Source organism: Bacillus cereus group sp. N24 (assembly GCF_016483345.1).
Lineage (GTDB): Bacteria > Bacillota > Bacilli > Bacillales > Bacillaceae_G > Bacillus_A > Bacillus_A toyonensis.
In genome coordinates, this window is record NZ_JAEHCA010000046.1 from 1 (window position 1) to 21,859 (window position 21,859).

Consider the following 21,859-nt stretch of genomic DNA (forward strand, 5'->3'; position numbering starts at 1 on the left):
GGATTAGTTGACTAGGTACACCAAGTGGTAACTTGTAAACATAATTCATACTTATATCATCTTTAATTTCTTTTATATAAATGGGGTATTGTAATTCACCTTTATGCTGTACGCATACCTTTGTAATTTCAAAAAACATTGCAATTTTTTTCTTATCATTCGGTCCATTACTTTGGTAAAAATAAGCTACAGTTATAAAGGTTGCTGGAATTAATAAAAGTGATAACATTTCCTCCATACCTCCTTAAGGTAGTTGAGCTTGTGTGGAAGCTTAGAAAAAACGTTCAAGATGCGTAAGTATAATCATTTTCAACTACCAGATGTAATTCTAACGTAGAAACACATCTAGTATATCCATTAGAACATACCAAACAGTTCCAATTAGTAGACATTTAAGACCCGCACGTAGCAACCAACCTGGAAGGTAAAAACCTTTCTTTTTCAAAAATTTAATCCCTAAAACTGAAGCTCCTGTCACGCCATACACAATACCTAATTCTCCAATGATTGTCATATTAACCCCATCCTTTTGGTTTAATGGACAAATTCCCTTTACCATCCTTAAAAAGTTGATACTCATCTAATAGCTCATTCCAGGAGACAGCCTGTTCATCACCATATAAATCTTCTTCGATTTTTTGACTTAAGTAATAATAAAATTTGTATTGCCGATCTAAATAAACATCATAGCGCAACATATGATCTCGTATAGCACAAACATTTTCTTCCTTGTTAGTCTCGTTATACATTTGTTTAAGCATTTGTGAAGAGTAAAGATACGGAGTACTATATAACATTTGATAATGATTCATATTTCCTCACCATCCATATAAAATTCTAGGCACATTAATAAATATGATAAAAGCTCCACTTTTTGAATTTGTACCTAAAAAAAGTACAAAAATACGCCATTCCTATTTACGAATGACGTTTGACAAACAAGCTTTAATTATTTAGATCTACGTTATAAAAGTACTAATACTAATAACATTAAATCATAATTCAAATGTACCCAATATCCCATATGTGCGTTTTGGTACTTCACGAATACTATTAGATGAGGTAAAGCAGGTATACCGATAAAAAAAATACACTGTATAAGATTAAAATTATAGGTTGGAAGGTGTAATATCCCAAAAATTATACTTGCTAACAAAAAAGATATAATTATAATTGTGCGTTCGTGAGAGGTAACATATTGGAGCAATTTATAACAACCTAGTAATAACGAAATAAAAATTAAATTTTCACCGAATAGCTGAATAAACAGCACAAATATACGAAACAAAATCAGCTTCCGTTCACCTACAAAACCTTGATTTGTAGCAAATTCAAATGATGTAATTGTACTAATTGTTAATGCAACAAACATTATTATAAAAATGATATATAGAGCAATCCACCATGTTTTTTTATACTGATGCAATGTGAATTTTTTAAAAATCTTTTGAATATCAAACCTAAAAATCCAGAAAAATGGAATCGCAATTGGTATCGTATAAAAACATGATTGCAGCATCGCTTTCACATATTTGCTTGTTTCACCAAACAGGTTTGTATATAAAAAATTCCATAAAGGCGTGTAAATTAAGATGAAGCTTATTAGAATTAACAAAAGCAATTGGTACAACTTTTTTGTCTGTACAACAGATTGAAGGTAGTGGTTCGCTTCCTCAAAATTAAAGGTTAAATCTAATAACTTATGTTTTTTTACTTGTTTACTTAATTCTATATCGCTTTTCGCCATTTCCATCCCCCTATTAGAATGTATTAAAGGTTATCTTCCTTACTAAAAAAACAGCAAAATTGGAATCTATGCTATAATGATACCAGGTAAATGCGAGGTTAGGGTGGAAGGGCTATCCTCTTTTTTTCCAATTGGAAAAGAAGGGGGGTGAACTAGCCATGGAAGTTTTTCTTGAGTTTCTAAAAGAGATGATAAAAGCTGTTATTCGAGAAATTACAGCTCACTTATTTAAAAAGAAATTTTTAGATCAACGAAAAACCACCCTTTCTTCTCGCCGTCCAAAGCAAAAGAAAAAGGGTGGTTTTCGTAAATATAAGCGTTAATTGATAGCCACCACCTTGACGGTAGCAGTTACCCAAAGATGAGCACATGTTAGCGCATGTTGCTCTCTTTTTTTATTGTATGATTTTATTGACTGGAGTATACCTTTGTTTGTACTTATATTATATCATGTGGAAAGTGTTTTGCAATCTATACAGATCCTATTCAAAAATATGATATCCACCGCTTTCATTTAGTTAACAGGCGTACACTTATTTTGTAGATTATTTATGCTGTCTTCAGTATCCTTCCAACCTAACTCTTTTAACTTCAGGACAAGTGGATGCCATTTACTTAGTGTACAATACCACTCTTCTCTTCCTTTAAGTTCATTATAACGTGACTCAATTGAACTTGCTCCTTTAATTTGGTAAAAGAATTGAATAACTTCTTCTCTTTTTACATGTGTAAAAACAAATGTATCACCATGTACATAGCTATTTTCCCACACTAAATTTAATATTTTTGAATATCCTTCCGTTTCAAAAAAATCTTTAAACCACTTACGCATTGACACGTAAGTTTTCATAACTTCTTTTGAAAACTTATTAGGATATAAATCATGTAACATCAAATACGGATTGTTGCTCCAATACTCATAAACTGGCATACCTATTCTGTGTTTTTTCATCCATGTTATATCGTATACTCTTAATAACTGTTCATCCGTTAGTTTTTCTTTCTCCTCAATAGTCCATCGTAATGCCTCTAATCCTTTTTCTTTCGTCCAAAAGTTTTTTGAGACCTTCTGTAGTTCCCACTCTTTAAATCGATTTGGGTATAAATCGTTTAACATTTCATAAGAGTTGCTCCAATGTTTATTTAATGGGGTCACAAGTCTATGTCTCACCAGCCATTGATTACTATAGATTTGTAATAACTGTTCATCTGTTAGTTTTTCTCTCTCTTCAATAGTCCATCGTAGTGCTTCTAATCCTTTTTCCTTGGTCCAAAAGTTTCTAGGTACTACACTAAATTCCCACTCTTTAAAACGGCCTGGATATAATTCGTTTAACATCATATATGGACTTAAATTCCAATATGTCATAAGAGGTGTAATTAGTCGCTGTTTTTTCACCCATGCTATATTGTGAATTTTTTTAAGTTGCTCATCTGTTAATCTTTCTTTCACTTCAATAGTCCATCGTAATGCTTCTAGTGCTTTTTCCTTCGTCCAAAAATTTGTAGGAACATTCTTTAGTTCCCATTGCTTAAAACGGTTTGGATATAGCTCATTTAACATTGCATAGGGACTACAGTTCCAATACTTACAGCAAGGTGTAAGTATTCTTTTTTCTTGCAGCCACTTATCACTATAAACTTTTAGCAATTGTTCACCTGTTAACTGTTCTTTTTCTTCAATAGTCCATCGTAATGCCTCAATTGCCGTTTCTTTTGTCCAAAAGTTACTTGGGGTATAACTTAACTCCCATTCTTTGAAGCGGTTTGGATACAAATCATTTAACATTGCGTAGGGACTTCCATTGTATACTAAGGTTACCATACCGTTTAATTTGTATTTTTTAATAACCTTTCCACTCCAACCTTTTTTTATCTCTTCTGTATCCCAATTCAAAATTACTTCAATTAAGTATTTTGTGACTCTTCTTGCCAAAAGTTTTTTATCGCCTTCACTCCAAACATAATAAGGAAAACCATCTCTTTTTCCATTTAACACTTCTTGGTAAATTTCTTCTATTGTTAATACACTATTTGAGCTTCTATGACTAAGTTCCACATCTTGAGGGACTATAGAACGGAGTTGCTGAATTCGCTTATACGCCTTTATTACTTCATGAGTAAAGCGAGCTGGATAAGCATCATGCAATAAATTGTATGGATTATTACTCCAATACATTGCTAAGGGAGTAGTTAGTCCGTTTCGCTTAATCCATTCCATATTATATTCTTGTAAAAATTCTTCGTTAGATACATTTCCTTTTTCCTGTAATTTTTCTCTAATTACTTTCAAGGTAATCTCTTTTGTCCAATAATTATTAGAAACCTTTTTCATTTCCCATTTTTTGAAATCTCCTGGGTATAATTCATTCAGCATTGCGTAAATATTCCCATTCCAATATTTATTAAATGGTGTTATTAACCGATGCATTTTAAGCCACTCTGTATTCATAATCTGTATTAAATTTTCTTTAATTAACTTCTCTTTACTTTCAATATTCCATTTGATAACTTCTATTGATTTTTCTTTTGTCCAAAAATTTGTAGGAACATTCTCTAATTCCCATTCTTTAAAACGTCCTGGGTATAATTCATTCAACATTGCATAGGGACTCGCATTCCAATACTTATTACAAGGGGTACTTAGTTTGTGTTCCTGTAACCATTTTGTTCCATATACTCGTAACAACTGTTCATCTGTTAATTTTTCTTTTTCCTCAATAGTCCACTTTAAAGCTTCTAACCCTTTTCCTTTTGTCCAAAAATTAACAGGGGCCATTTTCATATCCCATTCTTTAAACATCCCTGGATATAGGGCATTGAGAAAAGCATAGGGACTTCCATTCCAATATCTTTTCATTGGTGTATTTAATTTATGTCGATTTAACCATGGTTGATTATATACACATAGTAGTTCTTTATTTGTTAACTTTTCTTTTTCTTCGATTGTCCAACGTAAAGCCTCTAACCCTTTTTCTTTTGTCCAAAAATTACTTGGTGTAACTTTAAACATCCATTCCTTAAAACGATTCGGATACAAGGCGTTTAACATGCTGTATGGGCTATTTCTCCAATGAATTTGACAGGCTGGAGCTAAATTATGTTGTTTTAACCAATTGATATTGTACACTTCAAATAATTGTTCATCTGTTAATTTTTCTTTTTCTTCAATAGTCCATCGTAACGCTTCTAAAGCGTTTTCCTTTGTCCAAAAGTTACTTGGAGTATGTTTCATTTCCCATTCCCGAAACTTCCCTGGATATAAAGCATTTAGCATAATGTAGGGACTATGATTAAAAAATTTAGCACATGGTGATATTATTTTATGTCGAGTTAGCCATTTAGTCCCATAGACTTGTAATAATTGTTCATCTGTTAGCTTTTCTTTTGTTTCAATAGTCCACTTTAAAGCTTCTAACCCTTTTTCTTTTGTCCAAAAATTAAGAGGGGCCATTTTAAATTCCCATTCTTTAAAACGATCTGGATATGCATCATTCAACATTGCATATGGGCTTCCTCGATAAATCATACAAACAGCACCATCTAATTTGTATTTTTTAATTAGTTTTTTATTCCATCTTTCTTTTAACATTTTGTCATCCCAATTAAGGACTATCTCTACTAAGTATTTTATTACTCTTTTGACTAAATTTTTGTCTATATCTTCACTCCATGTATATGGTGGAAACTGTTTTCTTTTACCATCTAATAATTCTTGATAAATATCCTCAATTTTGATTGCACTCAAGAAAACACCCTCTTCTGAAAATTTTTGATATTATATCTATTTTACATGAAAAAGATCTTTCACCTCAAAACAACTTTATAAAGTTGTTTTGCTTTTGATTGCTACACTTTGTGTAGGTATCTTTTCTTGAAAAAAGACACCCCCCTGAGTGCCGTCGAATGTAAAGCATCTACTCTTATTAATATCGATTCAAATTTCCCCATAACCTATATAGTTTTAATTTCAGTCTAAACGGGGATTAGTAAAAGATGTATATAGCTTCTATACAATCTGTGATATATGCATATGAAACTACAGATGATATTGAATTGAAACATATTCTTTATCTGTACTTGTATAGGGGATAAGCTAAAAATAACAAATTTGGTTTTATAAATGGTTCTTCTTTTAAGGTAAGAAGTATTACAGTAATAAAAATTAATATATAAAGCAAACAACATTCTTATGTTTGTTTGTTTTATATATTAATTGTTTTATATGTTTTATATGTTTATATGTTTTAGGATGCTGAAACATGTTGATATATAAGGGATTATAGCACTTAAACATAACAAAAATGGTTTTAAAGATAACAAATTTGGTTTTACCTATAACAAAAATGGTTCTAAAGATAACAAATTTGGTTACCTATCTATAACAAAAATGGTTTTAAAGATAACAAATTTGGTTTTACCTATAACAAAAATGGTTTTAAAGATAACAAATTTGGTTGCCTATCTATAACAAGAATGGTTCTAAAGATAACAAATTTGGTTATCTATCTATAACAAAAGTGGTTCTAAAGATAACAAATTTGGTTCCATTCTATATATTCTTATAATTTTATAAAGGTTAATTTTCATTATTTGAGCACTTTACATAAGATGATTATGTAAGTACTCAAATATCTTATATTCAGAAATCCAATGTTTTATTGGTAAAAAATTAACTATAACAAAAGGTCTTTATTTGTTATAGTTAATTTAGCAGTAGAGGTAAGAAAGGAAGGACGTATGTAGATATGTCTATAAATCAAGACTTACAAATTAAAGAGAATAATATTGTTTCTAAATCAAATACCTTGATAGAAGCTAATTCACGTTTGAATTTAGTTGAACAAAAGATGTTACTATGTTTGGCTAGTAATATTGAACCCAATGATCGGGATTTTAAAACATATACATTCCCAATTAAACAATTTCATGATCTACTCGGTTTGAATGGATCTACTAAATATACAGAGTTAAGTAAAATTACAAAGGAATTGTTATCTAAAGTAATTGAAATTCGAGCAGGGGAAGAATTAATACAAGTATCTTGGCTTTCTTCAGCAATTTACAATAGAAATAAAGGGACAATTGATATGCGTTTTGATCCTTTATTAAAGCCATTCTTATTAGAATTAAGTAGCAAATTTACAAGCTATAGATTGGCTAATGTTGTTAAATTAAAAAGTACATATGCTATACGTATTTATGAATTACTTAAGCAATACGAAGATCTAAAAGAACGTACAATTAGTCTGGAAAATTTAAGATATTACTTAGATGCAATGGATGTATACCCTAACTATGCAAATTTCAAACAACGTGTGTTGAAGCCCTCTCAAAAAGAATTAAACCAAAAAACAGATATTTCTTTTGAATTTGAGGAAATTAAATTAGGTAGGAAAGTACAAAAAATTAGATTCATCATCCGTGCTCAGAAAAAGAAAGATTCTGATATAGTTCATTTTGAAAAGAAATTAGATAAATTTCAACAGCCAAATACATTCGAACAAAAAATTAAAAGATTTGAAGAACGCTGTAAAGAAAAAGTGTTTCCAAAAGTGTTTGAGAAATGGGCAGCGCATAAAGAGATTGTATTAGAGATAATTGAGGATATACGTTTTCGTTCTGATATTGATTCACCAATCGGTTATGTAGAATTTATTCTCAATTCTCGATTAAAAGAACTGTCCGATAAACAAATATCACACGAAAGTATTCAAAATGAAGATGAGTCTAATAATACTTTACTAGAAATTGATACTATTATAGATTCAGTTATTACTAAATATTCAACATCTACAGGGACTGTAGCTACATTTTTAGTTAAAGATACAACAATCGAAGAATTGGTGAAAGTAGTTGCATTAGAAGAAGCTGAAGCTATTTGGAAAGAAAAAGAAACGTTTGTTATGGATAAAATTTATGAATTTATTAAAAAGAATAGAAGTAAGAAAAGATACTAGTGTGACATAAAAAAGTTCTTTCATTCCGAAGGAACTTTTTTTATAAGGAAAATTTATCATCATTAGTGGGGATACTAATTTTCACCTTATACATAATAGGATATAAGATGAAAATTAAATTGGGTATTTTCCATACTCCTCATTCGTTTTACAATTTAATACCAGAGGGGATATTGTTGCAAATATTAATAGATTGAATATTCCGTTAATTATTGAAAAATGCTTCTTAGTAATATGGACAATTGCATTATTTGGTATTATATATTATAAGAATATTCCCTTTATTTTACGGGATTATGGAATGATGGGGGAGAAATATATGAACGTTCATGTGAAAGGGAATGAACAAGTGATACAAACTTTAAATGAATGGTACTTTAAAATTCGAGCAAGAGATCTTGATGCGGCGATTAGTTTAAAAGATAAGATCGACTTAGTTATAAATGAATATAAAGAAGAGAAAATTTTGATGTTACATTACTACCTGATAGATTTTCGGCATAATTATCTACTTAATAATCTAGGAATTTCTACTGACAGTTTTGACATTATTGAAACATTTGATATACCACAAGATAATTCTTTAACATATTATTATCATTTTTTCAAAGCAATTTACTATAACGCAATCGGAAATTATCAATCTTCCCAAAAATTCTATGATAAAGCAGAATCATTGTTAAAATATATCAATAATGAATTAGAGATTGCTGAATTTCATTATATGTTAGGATATAAATTTTATGAAACATACAAAGGCTTTTTAGCCTTACAAGAATTATCAAAAGCTAAAGGAATATTTTCTAAATATGCTGAATGTGAAAATAACGTTGCTTTTTGTAATAATCTCTTGGGGTTAACTTATGCAGATTTAGATGAATTTGAACTTGCGAACAAGTACTATACATTAGCATTAAACGCCTTCAAAAACATTAAAGAAGAGACCTTCATCTTAATGGTAAAACAAAACATAGCCTTAATGCACGCTAAACAGGATCGTCCCGATTTAGCAATTCAGTTTCTTTCAGAAGTTAATAAAAAGATGTTAAACAACTACAAAGCTTTATTCGTTGAGGCAAGAGAATATGTTAAATTACTCGAAAAGGATGTAGCTTGTGAGCGTATTGAGCGAGGGATAAACATCTGTAAAAATCTTGGTATCGAAGAGTATTTACATCATTTTCGCATCTTACAAGCATTAAATGATGATGTAGATGCTTCAAAATTAGAAATTATTATTTTAGAAGGTGTTGAATATTTTGAAAAACAAAAAATGACAGAGTATACTAAAGAATATCAAGAGCATTTAGCGCATAAGTATTATGAGCAAAAGAACTACCTCAAATCGTGCGAATATTTCGAGTTGTCAAGAAAAACGAAGAATATATTTAAAAAGGGTGATTTAAATGAAGAAACTACATCATAAATCTTTTGGATTGTTATTAGCTGTGGCTTTAATATTTAGTGTACAAACTCCGGTAAGCAAAGTTGCCCAAGACCTGATTGTTCAATATGCACATGGAAATGGAGGGGGATAATCCCCTCTATTTTAATTTACACAAAAAATAAATTTTAGATTTAATTTGCTTTATTAAAATCTTTTAAAATAAGGAAAGTTGCTCTTCCTCATTTTGAATACTAATTTTAACTTTAAATGTATAATACTTTCCCATTCTGGACTCGATCTCCTTTTCTACTTGTTTGATAGCAGCATCGGGGGTATTTGCTGTAATGTATACAATATCCGGTGCATACACTTCACTATTTGGAGATATAATTGTAAATTCCACTGGGTACTTTTCCATAATCCTCATTCCTTCTTACGCTTCAATATTATAAAAAATATCCTAAAATACATATGGCAAATATAACACTACCTACAACTATAATTAAGGATATTATTCCAAACAACAAATAACCGAGATAATAAAACCCTAAACAAGTAAAAATAATAATCAATAGAATACCTATGATTTGTAAAAAAGCTGATTTAAATAAGAACAATATAATAAGAATAAATACCCAAAACAGCAAAGAATTAAAAATTTGAGGGTGCTTTTTTTGTTTACTACTTGGCATTTCCATAAACTCACCACTTTCATTGTGTAAAAGTATGTATTAAATAAAACATTTCTTATTTAAAATACAAAAAGGGAGTGCCTTCTCTAATAAGTAAGCACTCCCTCATGTCATTATGCATCTTGTTGTTTTTTGCTTCTTCTCATAAAAATGTAATTTTTAAAATTCATTTTAGAAAATTATTAATTCGTCCACTTGTTGATATCTATATTTCTTTTTATAGGCTTATTTACTGGATCTTCTTGAGTTTTTTCTTTCGATTTTTCAATATGAACATTTTTCGGCTGATTATCTTCATTTGCGTTTACTATTAAGCTTTCAACTTCTTCAATTACATTACCCTCTTCTGGTTGTTTGTACGTTAAAGGTGATTTGGAAGGTAAACCTCTCGGGATATCTCCTTGTAACATACCTTTTGCACTTAACAAGTCTTTAGCCATTCCAAGCTTTATTTCTTCGTTATCGACACTTTGTGTCCCGTATAACGCTATAAAATGTTCTAACACCTTTCTTGTAGCTTCATTAGGGTTTTCCTGTGATTCTATCCAAACAAATAGTTCTGGACATCTTTGACGCATTTTCTCCGATAATGGAATTTGAATCGCTTTTGGTTTAGCCATCATAATCACCTATTTTACTTGTTCTTTTTGAAATGCAATTGAACTAAATACTGTCATGCCTTTAACATTCATTTCCGTTGCGTTCTTAGCATCAATCCATAATATTTTAATTTTTTTAGAATCACAAATTTCTTTTAAGTCTTCGAAAAGATTTTCTTTTAATTGGATACTTCCACCGCCATAGACAACTACGACTTCTACATCATATTTTAAATCTTGTAATTTAGTTTCCGCAGTATCTAATACCTCATCAGCTAAATTAAATTTAGCTCTTGCTAAGAACTTTTTAGCATCTTCGTAATATTTAGGATGCTCTTCTTTTAGATATCCGGCAAACTCTTGTCTTTCTATAGAAAAACCCCATTCATCTTCAAAATCTTTTTTAGCACGTTCAATCGCATGACCTATACCATGTCTTTCTCCCGAACTGTGATCATTATCATAATCATAACCTTTTGTAACAACATATTCTGTTGTTCCATCGCCAATGTCTATGTGTAGAAGACGTTTTTCTTGGAAGTATTCACCCGTTATATCTTTCATATCATAAGTTTCTTTAAACTCATTAAATATGTCATCATTTCTATAATTCCCATTACCATCCTCAATTAAAGCAAATAGGGCAATAGTCCCTTCTTGTACAACAATTACTTTTTCAAATTTCAAAGTTACATAAACTCTCAAATCACCCACAGTTACCGTTACATGGTGACTACTATTTGTAAATCTTTCGGAGAGTTGTTTTGCTTTTTCTTTTGTCCATTCACTAGCTGGTAAAGCTGTAACCATAGAAACAATTGCTTCTATATTTGTGCCTTCTTCTATAGAGTTTTGATCTTTAAACATATCTTGAACCGAACGACAAGCAATTGCACTAACTGTTGTCATAATTGTAGTATCTTGTCTATGCTTACCACGGTTTGATTTAATGTTAAGATTCTGAAGATCTTCACCAGAGCGAATGGCACGTTCTCCCACAAACACCCTTTGAGATACTTGACCTTTCAAAGCTGATGAATTAACAGTAACATCCATATTATGAATTAATCCATGCACTAATTCTTCAATTTTTTTATCTTGCGGAACAGGCTCTTTATACACATAACTATATGTGTTTGGAAATTTCATCATTTCTCCATTAATTGTAATCTTCTTCTCGGAATTCCCATTGTCGTCTTCTACAAAATAATTGAATTTCATTTATATTACCCCTTTCTTATTGAAAAGAATTTATTTTAAATTATTTTAACTTATCTTAATTACATTTTACTATAATTAACCAGAAAACACAACATAAATAAATCAAAACAAATCTTTTTAAATGATTTTAAATTATTTTAATTTAAAATCATTTAAAATCAAGGTGGAACTTGGAGGAAAGGTGATCTAGTAAGTTTAAAATAAATTATTATAATTTAAAATGATTTATTTCAAATGTGCTATTTCCAAAATTCCCACCACTTTTTTTCTTTTTGTTTGTTTTGAGATGCTACTAAAAGTTGTTTAGTTTCTTGTATCTCTCTAACATGGGTTAATAGCAAATTATCTCGTTCATTGTATCTGTTCTCCATGCGCTCTAACCGTTCGGCATTCATGATCTCAATACGTTCGAGCTGTTGAATTTTCTCTTTTAGTAATATCTGTTCTTGAAGTAATTGTTCTATAAATCCTTTAGGTAAATTCATTACGTTCTCTGATAGAACGCTAGGCGTTCTGTTATCATCCTCTAAATCATTATCTGTTTCAACTTCAGCAAAAGGAACAGATAAAACAACCTTCACGGCCCCTTCAATACTCATTCCAGCCTCTTGTATCAGCTTTTTCATCTGTTCTAGTACTTTAATATCCTTTGCAACAAAAGCACGACTATTTTTTGCACCTTTTACAAAAGAATATTGCTCCTGTTCTAAAGCTATACACCATTTCCTAAGCGTACTTGTACCTATTTCTAAGCGTTCGGCAACATCTTTTGTCCAAAATGAGCGTTCTTGCAACTGTTCGCCCTCCTTTATTTTTTATATAGAACGCTTCCACATTAATTGTTAAAAATCCTATAATTTAATTTTTTTCTATATAAAGGGAATCCCTAAACTTCGTTAAAAATTGCTATTTAAAATTAAAACGTGTGCCTTTTTCACAAAAATTCAAATAAATGCGTTTGTAATATGTTTTAAATTGTAAATTAATAGGGAATCTCTTTAGCTTATTTTAAGATTTCTTTAATTATCATCAGTAAAAAGTATTTCCTCCCTAAGGAGTGACAAAATTCACTTTTTAAAATACAAATTAAATATGAAATTACTTTATTTATTAAATCTTGTTTTAAAAAAGTAAAACCAATAAATACATTAGAAATAAAATATAGCCTTTGATGTCTACTCTGACAAGTGATCTAGAATTATAGCTTAGTAAATTTCTAGGTTAAAATGTGGGTGAATTTCGGGGTATTAATTTTTAAAAGGGAGGGCTTTTTTCACTAGAATTTTCAGCGGGATATGAAAATTCTGATGTAAAATGTGGTTGTTTTTTTCTTTAAGTGTTTGATGAAGCCTAAAGAAAGTTGAGGATCAATAAAGACATAACGAATAGCCTTGCTATGTATGATTTTTTCAAGCAAGGCTAAATAATAATTATTTTTTTACGGTTTAAGATTTGTTTAACTTTTGTAATAAGGCGTCTACTTTAGGATCATCGAGCCAATTATAAAATGGGATTGTACTAGTTTTCTTTTTATCTACTCCCATATTTGCAAGAAGTTTTTGAGATTCAACTATTCTTTGTTTTTGATAAGATTCTAATGTCTCACTAAATATTTTCATAAAATGAGCAGGGGCGCTATAATCAGCTTTGTTATCTTTAAACCAGTCAACAGATTCCTTAAAAGCCCATTCACCAGACGATTCTAAGTTATCTAAATCTCGTGGCAATCTTAGAGCAATAACATAAGCATCATTTTCAGTTAAATTTGTTATGCGCTGACTCATTATATGGTGGTAAGCTCTTTTCTGATCTTTGCTTAAGTAAGTGCTTAAGTCTTCCTCTCGCTTCTGAGTAGAAGTAGGTTCAGATTGTAATTCTTTTTCCGGTCCGATATCAAAAATATTTAATCCATTAGAAGAAACAGATATTTGAGTTTCATCTTCAGATTTACTTTTTTCTTTTGAATTTTTTTTCTTTAAAAACTCTGTGAAAGTAGAGCATATATCAATAGCTAAAGCCCATTTCACTTTAAAGTATTCAATGATTTTTAAATAATTATTATGTATAGTCAAGATGTAAACGGAAGGAGCGATTTTTCCGTGCCGTCTTACCTTTATTTGGTGGCATACTCCTAAATCTTGTAGCCAATTCAACACGTAATTAATAATTGGTTTAGAAATACCCGATTTTTTACAAATATGTTCTTGTCTTACTTGGGCATAACCTTCTTGTACTAAATAAGATAGAATAGTCTCAAAGGCTTCAAACTGTCTTTTGGTCAGGTAATCTTTTGTGGTAACACCTTCATCGTCATGGACAATATTATCAATATACGTAGTAACTTTCTTGATTGATTGATTGATAGTTCCCGGTGTTTTGGATAAATGTTTAATTCGAGGACTTAATTCAGCTTTTGCTCGACTAAGCAAAAAATTGTTTAATAACACAGAAAAAACCTCCTGTTTTTTTCCCCCACAAAGAAATAGAAAAGTGCCGGGAAAATAGAGGTTTTTATTCACATTATATATATTAAGTGCTATAATAGTTGTAGATAATATATATTTTAATATGTATAAAACCCCTACTCTCTTAGGATTTTTAATTGATTCAGCCGCCAAACTGAAAGATCAATTAAAAATGGCTTGTGGTAGGGTTTTTTTATTTGTAATAATTTATAATGATTTAACCGAAAAAATTTAATTATACATTAATTTTATAACTATTAAGTTAGAATATCAATCTAATAATTAGTATTTTTTACTTAAATAGGTTGTTTGTTAATGAATTCAATTAAACTAAGACGTAAATTATACAAACTAAAGGTCTCTAATATTTAGAGACCTTTTTTTGGAGTTCATGTTGAAGATAATTGGTAAAATTAACAAAGTCTATATGTAATTGGTCATATTTGTATCCAAAAAATCTAAGGTATTCAGTCAGCTCTTTTTCTAAGCGTTCTTGTTTTTCATCAGGTAATAAAAGAATTTCTTGATGTAACTCTTTTACTTTTGCATATATGTCTTGTTTTTTTTCATGTTCACTAATCGTTAAATATAATTCTACATTATTAATTATATCTTGTTTATGCTCAATTTTTTCTGTAGGTGCTTCATTATTTAGAGTAGCTGTGTCGCTTATTCCTATTAAATAATCAGCGCTGACATCAAAAATTTGTGCTAATGCAGCTAGGATATTGTAAGGGGGCTCTGATCCTTTCTTTTCCCAATTCGAAACAGATGCAGAGCTAAAAGAAGATCCTACAACTTCACTTAATTTTTCCCCTAACTCCTTCATTGACCAACTACGTTCTTGGCGTAATTTTCGTAAACGCTCGCTAAAAATATTCATATTTTTAGTCCTTTCATATAAATTCATATTCCAGATGTGTTAAAAATACTAAAATGAGTAAAAAATACATATTATTTTGTATATATTTAAGTAAATAGAACTAAAATATTTTATTTTTTAGTAAATTTTACTTGTTTTTCACTTTAAAAGTGATGTATACTTAATTTATACTAATCGAGAGGAGGTATTTAATACTTATGTTATTAATTGAACGGCAATCAAAAGATTACTCTCTAACACAACTCGGTCAAAAAGTTAATATTAAACCTCAAGTTCTTCATGCGATCGAGAAAGGAAAAACAAGTGTTAATTCAGAAAGAGCAGAAAAAATTGCTAAGTTTTTTAATAAACCGGTCGAATACTTTTTTATACCAACTTACTACCGAGTTCGAGAATAAATAAAAAAGGTTAAAGTTACTAAATAAAGTTCCAAAGTAACCATATAAGTTTAATTATAGTAAAAAAAACTAGTAATTCAAATAGAATTAATGATTCAAAAATTGATCTTTGAAAACTGCATATCATTTGAGGGAGCTGTTAGTATGTTGAAACGATCGTATCAAGCGTTACTCATTGCTATGAGTATGCTTCTAATTGTCTTAAATTTTGTATTTCCACTTACTAAGGCAAGTGCTGAAGTTATCAATCATGAGAAGTACGAAATGGATTGGAGTTTTAGTCCCATGTATGGGAAAAACCTACGGACAGAGTTGTTGAAGAATACGAATGGGCAAATTGCGTATTGCTTAACGTATGGAAAATTAAGTCCAAACGGTAATGATCTTCCGGAAATGGGGCGTACAGATGATATTGTGTATCGAGTTCTTCTAAATGGATATCCACAAAAGAGTCCAGAAGAATTAGGTGTTTCAAACTGGAAAGAAGCGCATTATGCGACACAGCTTAGTGTTTGGACAGCGTTGGGTCAAATTGACTTTAATGAAGTTCAGCATCGTAATGGAAATGTTGCGAAAGCTGTAAAAGCTATTATTGGTGGTGCAAATGCAAGCCAGGAAACACAAGACTTGTACATGAATGTAACACCAACAGACAATCAAGAAGCAAAGTTAAACGGTGAGTACTTTGAAACGACTGTGTATCAAGTTGAAAGTAACGCTAAGAACGGTGTATTTACAGTTCAACTAGCTAATGCACCTAATGGAACGAAAGTTGTATCTACAAAAGGTGAAGCGAAACAACAATTCAATTTCGGAGAACAATTCCGTATTCTAATACCGAAATCCTCTCAAACAGGTAACTTTTCCTTAAAAGTAACATCTAATCTTTCTAATTTGCAGGCAGTCGCTTATCAAGGAACAGATAAAGTCCAAGATGCAACAGTCCTTTTAGAAAAAAATGAGGAAAGAGTGAGCGCCGATCTACAAGTAAACTGGAAATCTCTTGGTGGATTGAAAGTTGTAAAAGTGGGAGAACAAAAAGAATTGCTACATGGTGCAGTATTTGAAGTCATGAATAGTGCAAATCAAAAAGTAAGCACTATGACTACGAATGAGCAAGGATCAGCAAGCCTTTCTGGTTTAGAAATTGGAACTTATACTCTTAAAGAGGTAAAATCACCTACTGGTTATGTACTGAATGGGCAGCCACAACAAATTGAAGTTAAAACAGGTGAGGTTGCAACAATTACAGTGCAAAATACTAAGGTAAAAGGAAACATGGAGATTAAAAAACTAAGTGATAGTGGAAAAACGCTTCCAAAAGTAGAATTCACAGTGTACACAGCAGAGGGAAAAGAAATCACAAAAGCAACTACCAACGAGCAAGGGATTGCACAAGTGAAGGATCTTCCGTATGGAAAGTATTATTTTGTTGAGACAAAAGGGGTAGAAGGATACCTTCTTAATCAAACTAAATATCCATTCGAGATTAAAGAGCAAGGAAAAACACTAAGATTCACAGTCGAAAATAAAGAAGTAAAAGGAAACGTGCAACTTCTAAAAGTAGATGGAGAGAATCCAGATAAAAAATTAGAAGGTGCGGTGTTCATTCTTCAAGATAGTAAAGGGAAAAAAATGAGTGAACACAAAAGTGATAAAAACGGTTTGATTGAAGTGAAAGACTTACCATTTGGAGCATACTCATTTATTGAGAAGCAAGCACCAACTGGTTATGTTTTAACGAAAGAATCTATTCCTTTTAGTATCTCGGAACAAGGAAAGACAATCATGCTAACAGCGAAAAATAAGCAGATCACAGGAGAATTGGAGATTAGCAAGGTAGATATTGCAGATGGCAACAATAAGCTTCCGAACGCTGAATTTACTATCTTTAACGAACAAGGAAAAGAAGTTGCAAAAGGAAAAACGGATGAAAACGGCATCGCAAAATTCAAGATTCCATATGGAAAGTTCACGTATAAAGAAACATTCGCACCAGACGGCTATTTACTGAATGAAGAAATATTCTCTTTTGAAATTAAAGAGAATGGTCAAATTATTAAGCACACGGTGAAGGATCAGAAGAAACCGACACCACCTACACCAGTGACACCAAAACCAGAACAGCCAGAACAACCACAAAAACCAGAAATACCACAAAAGCCAGAGCAACCAGAAGCACCACAACCGCAGGTACCGGAACAACCAAAAGTAACCGAAAAGCCTGTCATTCCACAACTAGAGAAACCACACCAGATTGTTATGAAACCACAACTAGAACAAACGCCAAAGAAAATTGAAACGTATCTTCCGACAACAGGCGGTAAAGCCGAAAATCCATACATAAAATGGATTGGTCTTGCATGTGTCGTACTCGGCTTAATTGGAGCTGTATTTGCAGTAAGAAACCGTAAGAAAGCTCAATCATGATATGAAAGAATATGAAGCTTATTTTAGTGAAGTAGATGAAAATCCGTTAGGCTTTGCTATTGGATGTCGGAATGCATGTATACTCGTAATTCCCATTTGGACGGTTATTTTTTGGATAGGGAGCAAGATATAAAAAACCGAAAGGGAGATGAAATGAAATGTCAGGAATCTACATCGGTAATGTTAAGCAAAACCCTATTAATCCATTGGATATAAAAAATATATATGAAACAGGAAAAAATCTAGTGGTTTTAGGGAAACCCGGAAAAGGAACGAATTATCGTAAAGGTGATTGGCTTTCTAAAGAACTCATGCAAGCTATTTCTATTGCTCAAACTGTAATCAAGCCGAAAGAACGGTATGATTTCTGGATAGAATCCGCTACAAAATTATTAGCAGGAAGTATCTTGTATTTAAATCAACGGCATGGAGATTTGTACTACTTAGATTTAGAGAAGGTTAGTGAATTTGCACAACAAGCAAAAGAAAATGATAACTATCTTTTAGAGTTAAGTGAGCTATTAAAGAAAGATCATCCGGCTTATCAAATATTTAGCGTATTAGCTTTATCAGCAAAAGAAACAAGGCAAGGTACAATCAGTACACTTTTACGGATTTTAGATGAACAGCAAGAGCAACATGAGAATTTAGAAAAACAGAGAGATTATTTTTGGTTTCAATACTAGTCATAAGCGGATATTGAAATAGGAAGGAGTGCAATACATGTTAGGCGTAGCTAAGAAGTATACAAAGGTGATTAGAGCGTTGAAAGAACTGAATGAAGGGGAAAAGGTTGCAGGTGTCATAAAAGCTCGTTTTGGAGCTTATAAATCGGTCATAGAAGGTGTGAAGGAAACAACCGATGATTTTATTTTCATTTTTGATCCGAAAGGCATCTTTTATGAAGATACCCATCACGAAAAACGAAAACAAGGATATCACACCATCAAACATGATTTACTAACTGGTTATGAAACGCTTGAAATGGATGTAAAGCAAAAATCCGTTGTGTACATCAGTGTAGAAACGGAAATAAGTACGTATCAAGAGAGAGGAGAAGCATTATCTAATTTTCTTCAGTATCTAACAGAATGCAAGAATATAAGACCAATTCACCTGGTATTTCACCAATATGATTTGTACCCAATCCCTCATATGGAGCAGTTTTTAAAAGAAAGCGCAACATACCACATTCAGCATTCAATCGTAGTTGAATCTCAATCCGCATTACAGCACATATACGGAAAAGAGGCAGCACAACGCATTATCACTTCGTACAACACAACAATCCTAGCATGATATGAAGCACTCGTTCACTATTTTATCCTATCTAGATGGCTAGAAAACCATACAAGGGAGAACCGCTTTTCTCCCTTCTTTATTAAAAATAGGAGGCGTTCATATGGGAAAAGAACAAAGGCTCACATTCTATGATATTGCCGCATCACAAGCTCATAGTGTTAAAACTTTTGATGGAAAAACATACGAACTGAAAGGCACCATCGCAATTGAAAATAGCACAGGAAGCATCGAAAAGGTGGCTCAAATTTATTATCAAGTGCGCTCGGTTAGAGATGAACATCAAAACTTAATTGCTAAACGAAAAAATAAACATGCGGAATTAGTAGCTGTAAAACAAAAGTGTAAATAAAAAAAGCGATTTTGAAGTGTGCTGAGAACATAGCACAAAGTAAGTTGTTCTTTGACAATTTAGATATATATTGTATATCTCTTCCTTTCAGTAATGATGTAGAAAGGTGAAATATACATTATATATGCGTGCCTCCCCTCAAAAGGTCACTAGAGGGGTTAGGTATACGATTATCGTTAGGTGAGTAAGAACGTAAAACTCATCTGTGACCACTGGGAAATACATTGTATCAAAAATCTGTTTGCGCTAGTGATCGTGAGGAATATCCCATTTTGACATTCTGAAGAAGCGATGAGCCATACAAACAGTAGATACATAAGGTTCTACGTTCATGCCAAAATACGTAGTGCAGTATTGGGCATATAGAGGCTAGGTCGGGGTTAGTTTCTATACGCATGCCAATACAGGGTTCGTCATTCCAGCCATAAATGATATTTCCATTTTCTATCCCACTTTCCTTTAAATGTTATAAAATAAAGACAGATGTTGAAGTTAAAATGTGTCTCATCACACTTCAAAATCGCTTATTAAAATATGACATAGGGAGGAACATGCATGAGTCGTAAAGGGTGGATCATTTCCGCTGTTGTTGGACTGTTAATTGCAATTGGTATTGGTTCAACATTTGTCTTTAGTTCGGGAAAAGGGGAAGTAATGGAACTTAGTCCGTTAGAAATGAAGAAGTTCATGAGTGAGGATGGCACAGGTTTTGTAATATTAAATAATGATAAGAAAACAAGAGCAGATATACTTTTTAAAGTCGAAAAATTAGCAAAGCAAAACGATATATTGGTTAGGGAATTATTCGGAGGTAGAGAGGATGTTCCAAGAACAAGTAATCAACATGACTTCGGCTTGTCACAAAAGCGTGATACTCTAGCTTACTATGAAAAAGGAGAGTTGAAGAAATCAATAAAGTTTGAAGAAATTAAACCATCTGATTTTGAAAAAGAAGTTACCTACTTTGTTCAAAATTGCAAAGAACAATATCAGAAGTAATCACATAATCATTGAAAGGTGGTGATATAGTGGCGGTTACACAGAGGGAATTAAAAAAAGAAAAAGATATGGTAGCAAACCTATTAAGAGCCAATGGTCAGGATTATAACCATTGGCTTCATTTACATCATCAGAAATACATCGAAGAAAATCAAGATTTAGTAATGAAAGCTTTACAAGCTTATAAGGCAACATCAACAGAAGTAAAGGAAGATAGCAAGGCGAATGAATCAAGTCAGCTTAGTAACGTATAAGCACTTAAAAATGAAAAGGGAGTGAATGTATATGTCAATGTTGGAAACATTATCTCAAATGTTAGTGTTAGGTGATGCGATGGATGGTCTAATTAATACAGGTAATTCTTTTATTGCATGGATGCAAAGAGGGGCAATGGTTAGTACAGCGATTGTATTTTGCTGGGGCGCTTATCTATTAATTTGGGGCGGTGAACGAGGAAGACATAAATGTATTTGGTGGTTTCTGGGTGGGGCAGCCGGACTCGTTATTGTAATGGGATGCCAATACTTAGCAGAGAGCGTAAATAGCAATGTGAAATTTGGTCAAATCTTATTCCCGTTTTTCTGGATGAAATAGTGAAAAAATATAAATAAGGCAATGAGGAGGCTATGCAAAGGGTATGGCTTTTTTTGTTGCCTTTTTTCATTGAAATTTTATTAAAAAGGAGATGTTTCTTGTGGAGATTCTTTTTAAATGTAAAAAATGTAGTAAAAAAAATAATATTTCCAATTTAAATGGTACATGTGGGAATTGTGATAATAACAGGTTAGAAAATTTTAAAATTATCATAACTAGAGGGAAGTTAAGAGGTATGAGTGGAATGCAAACCCTATCTAGAGCAAAAGAAATATTAAAATCGGCATTGAATAAAGAAAAAATTTTGTTAATAGACCCCAAAAGTAACTTTAATAAGATTTGAATTTTATTAAGAAATTAGGAGGGGAATTATGGGGGTGCCGAGTGTATTTGAAAGTGCTCTGGTTATTGGTGATATACAACCAATTATCTCAATGCTAAAACCAGAAGCATTCTTAAGAGCTGTGATATTTTTCATAGTTATTTGGATATTGATTTCTGTTTTTTGTATCTATCATAAGTACGCAACCAATAAAGCTGAAAATCATAATTCAAGAGATGAGTCGAAGTGAATTTTAATTAAACGGAAGAAAGGAGAAGCCATGTTTGTCATTTTTAAGAGTAGCAATGGAACAGAAATTGAGTCGGGTAAGCAATATTCGTTTCATGAAGCTTATATCTTAACGAAGCGATTAGAACGAGTTTATAGAGAGGCAGGGCGGCAAGAACATATTGATTTCGATTTGTTAGATGGTCATTCCAATGAAATTTATAACGGTACGTTATCACTTGGTTCGAGATATGCAGATCATATTTTTGATCACATTTCTAAA

24 protein-coding genes and 2 pseudogenes are annotated in these 21,859 nt (G+C 31.6%); 15 read left to right on the top strand and 11 right to left on the bottom strand.

The annotated features are described in order from the left end of the window. From JDS95_RS28965 to JDS95_RS28980, 4 genes and pseudogenes are all read right to left on the bottom strand, one after another. Positions 1–229: pseudogene (locus JDS95_RS28965) on the bottom strand (FtsK/SpoIIIE domain-containing protein); the annotation flags it as partial. Between the two features lie 99 nt (positions 230–328). Then, positions 329–514, bottom strand: coding sequence for a hypothetical protein (locus JDS95_RS28970; protein WP_000152452.1), 186 nt, complete (start codon positions 512–514; stop codon positions 329–331). Position 515: 1 nt separating this feature from the next. Continuing rightward, positions 516–812: a hypothetical protein gene (locus JDS95_RS28975; RefSeq protein WP_199690975.1), complete on the bottom strand. Its 297-nt coding sequence runs from the start codon at positions 810–812 to the stop codon at positions 516–518. A 152-nt stretch (positions 813–964) separates the two neighbouring features. Further along, complete coding sequence (locus tag JDS95_RS28980) at positions 965–1,747, bottom strand: hypothetical protein (RefSeq protein ID WP_242474205.1); 783 nt, start codon at positions 1,745–1,747, stop codon at positions 965–967. Between the two features lie 158 nt (positions 1,748–1,905). Here JDS95_RS28980 and JDS95_RS28985 point away from each other — a divergent pair, with 158 nt between their 5' ends. After that, positions 1,906–2,070: a hypothetical protein gene (locus JDS95_RS28985; RefSeq protein WP_000451649.1), complete on the top strand. Its 165-nt coding sequence runs from the start codon at positions 1,906–1,908 to the stop codon at positions 2,068–2,070. Between the two features lie 191 nt (positions 2,071–2,261). On the opposite strand, the gene JDS95_RS28990 is transcribed toward JDS95_RS28985, so the two are convergent. Continuing rightward, the gene (locus JDS95_RS28990; RefSeq protein WP_199690977.1) at positions 2,262–5,495 is read right to left on the bottom strand and encodes a DUF4046 domain-containing protein; all 3,234 of its coding nucleotides are present in this window, start codon (positions 5,493–5,495) and stop codon (positions 2,262–2,264) included. 1,000 nt (positions 5,496–6,495) lie between these two features. Here JDS95_RS28990 and JDS95_RS28995 point away from each other — a divergent pair. The 3 genes from JDS95_RS28995 (at position 6,496) to JDS95_RS31645 (ending at position 9,245) form a co-directional block, all read left to right on the top strand. Beyond that, complete coding sequence (locus JDS95_RS28995; RefSeq protein WP_199690978.1) at positions 6,496–7,707, top strand: replication initiation protein; 1,212 nt, start codon at positions 6,496–6,498, stop codon at positions 7,705–7,707. A gap of 319 nt (positions 7,708–8,026) precedes the next feature. Further along, positions 8,027–9,133, top strand: coding sequence for a response regulator aspartate phosphatase (locus JDS95_RS29000; RefSeq protein WP_199690979.1), 1,107 nt, complete (start codon positions 8,027–8,029; stop codon positions 9,131–9,133). Then, entirely contained in the window at positions 9,114–9,245 is a 132-nt protein-coding gene (locus JDS95_RS31645) for a hypothetical protein (RefSeq protein ID WP_000733105.1), read from the top strand. Before JDS95_RS29000 ends, JDS95_RS31645 begins: the two co-directional genes overlap by 20 nt. A 63-nt stretch (positions 9,246–9,308) precedes the next feature. Here the strand turns inward: JDS95_RS31645 and JDS95_RS29005 are convergent, their stop codons facing one another. The 6 genes from JDS95_RS29005 to JDS95_RS29035 form a co-directional block, all read right to left on the bottom strand. Further along, positions 9,309–9,512 (bottom strand): hypothetical protein, encoded by a 204-nt coding sequence (locus JDS95_RS29005; protein WP_000417526.1) that lies wholly within the window; start codon positions 9,510–9,512, stop codon positions 9,309–9,311. 456 nt (positions 9,513–9,968) lie between these two features. Then, on the bottom strand, positions 9,969–10,406 hold the full coding sequence (locus JDS95_RS29015) for a hypothetical protein (protein WP_242474206.1): 438 nt from the start codon (positions 10,404–10,406) through the stop codon (positions 9,969–9,971). A gap of 9 nt (positions 10,407–10,415) precedes the next feature. Next, the gene (locus tag JDS95_RS29020) at positions 10,416–11,606 is read right to left on the bottom strand and encodes a ParM/StbA family protein (protein WP_000671526.1); all 1,191 of its coding nucleotides are present in this window, start codon (positions 11,604–11,606) and stop codon (positions 10,416–10,418) included. Between the two features lie 239 nt (positions 11,607–11,845). Next, a complete protein-coding gene (locus tag JDS95_RS29025; RefSeq protein ID WP_199690982.1) occupies positions 11,846–12,400 on the bottom strand; it encodes a DUF3967 domain-containing protein in 555 nt (184 codons plus the stop codon). A gap of 651 nt (positions 12,401–13,051) precedes the next feature. Continuing rightward, positions 13,052–14,053 carry a Replicase RepFR55 gene (locus JDS95_RS29030; RefSeq protein ID WP_199690983.1) on the bottom strand — a complete coding sequence of 334 codons (1,002 nt, stop codon included), beginning with the start codon at positions 14,051–14,053 and terminating at the stop codon, positions 13,052–13,054. 379 nt (positions 14,054–14,432) lie between these two features. Then, on the bottom strand, positions 14,433–14,954 hold the full coding sequence (locus tag JDS95_RS29035) for a helix-turn-helix domain-containing protein (RefSeq protein WP_001020341.1): 522 nt from the start codon (positions 14,952–14,954) through the stop codon (positions 14,433–14,435). Positions 14,955–15,151: 197 nt separating this feature from the next. Between JDS95_RS29035 and JDS95_RS29040 the strand changes: the two genes are divergently transcribed. From JDS95_RS29040 to JDS95_RS29090, 11 genes and pseudogenes are all read left to right on the top strand, one after another. Beyond that, positions 15,152–15,352 carry a helix-turn-helix transcriptional regulator gene (locus tag JDS95_RS29040; RefSeq protein ID WP_000924393.1) on the top strand — a complete coding sequence of 67 codons (201 nt, stop codon included), beginning with the start codon at positions 15,152–15,154 and terminating at the stop codon, positions 15,350–15,352. Positions 15,353–15,496: 144 nt separating this feature from the next. Continuing rightward, positions 15,497–17,782: a SpaA isopeptide-forming pilin-related protein gene (locus tag JDS95_RS29045; RefSeq protein ID WP_199690984.1), complete on the top strand. Its 2,286-nt coding sequence runs from the start codon at positions 15,497–15,499 to the stop codon at positions 17,780–17,782. Between the two features lie 158 nt (positions 17,783–17,940). After that, positions 17,941–18,468 (top strand): type IV secretory system conjugative DNA transfer family protein, encoded by a 528-nt coding sequence (locus tag JDS95_RS29050; protein ID WP_242474207.1) that lies wholly within the window; start codon positions 17,941–17,943, stop codon positions 18,466–18,468. A 37-nt stretch (positions 18,469–18,505) separates the two neighbouring features. Further along, positions 18,506–19,081: a TraM recognition domain-containing protein gene (locus JDS95_RS29055; protein WP_199690985.1), complete on the top strand. Its 576-nt coding sequence runs from the start codon at positions 18,506–18,508 to the stop codon at positions 19,079–19,081. Positions 19,082–19,184: 103 nt separating this feature from the next. Next, entirely contained in the window at positions 19,185–19,433 is a 249-nt protein-coding gene (locus JDS95_RS29060; protein ID WP_199690986.1) for a hypothetical protein, read from the top strand. A 555-nt stretch (positions 19,434–19,988) separates the two neighbouring features. Continuing rightward, positions 19,989–20,432: a hypothetical protein gene (locus tag JDS95_RS29065; RefSeq protein ID WP_086422730.1), complete on the top strand. Its 444-nt coding sequence runs from the start codon at positions 19,989–19,991 to the stop codon at positions 20,430–20,432. Positions 20,433–20,461: 29 nt separating this feature from the next. Then, positions 20,462–20,686, top strand: coding sequence for a hypothetical protein (locus JDS95_RS29070; RefSeq protein WP_199690987.1), 225 nt, complete (start codon positions 20,462–20,464; stop codon positions 20,684–20,686). Between the two features lie 31 nt (positions 20,687–20,717). Beyond that, positions 20,718–21,026 (top strand): hypothetical protein, encoded by a 309-nt coding sequence (locus JDS95_RS29075; RefSeq protein WP_000062187.1) that lies wholly within the window; start codon positions 20,718–20,720, stop codon positions 21,024–21,026. A gap of 91 nt (positions 21,027–21,117) precedes the next feature. Continuing rightward, entirely contained in the window at positions 21,118–21,369 is a 252-nt protein-coding gene (locus JDS95_RS29080; RefSeq protein WP_206773948.1) for a hypothetical protein, read from the top strand. 28 nt (positions 21,370–21,397) lie between these two features. Next, positions 21,398–21,598 (top strand): hypothetical protein, encoded by a 201-nt coding sequence (locus JDS95_RS29085; protein ID WP_199690988.1) that lies wholly within the window; start codon positions 21,398–21,400, stop codon positions 21,596–21,598. 30 nt (positions 21,599–21,628) lie between these two features. Beyond that, positions 21,629–21,859 (top strand): annotated as a pseudogene (locus JDS95_RS29090) (hypothetical protein); the annotation flags it as partial.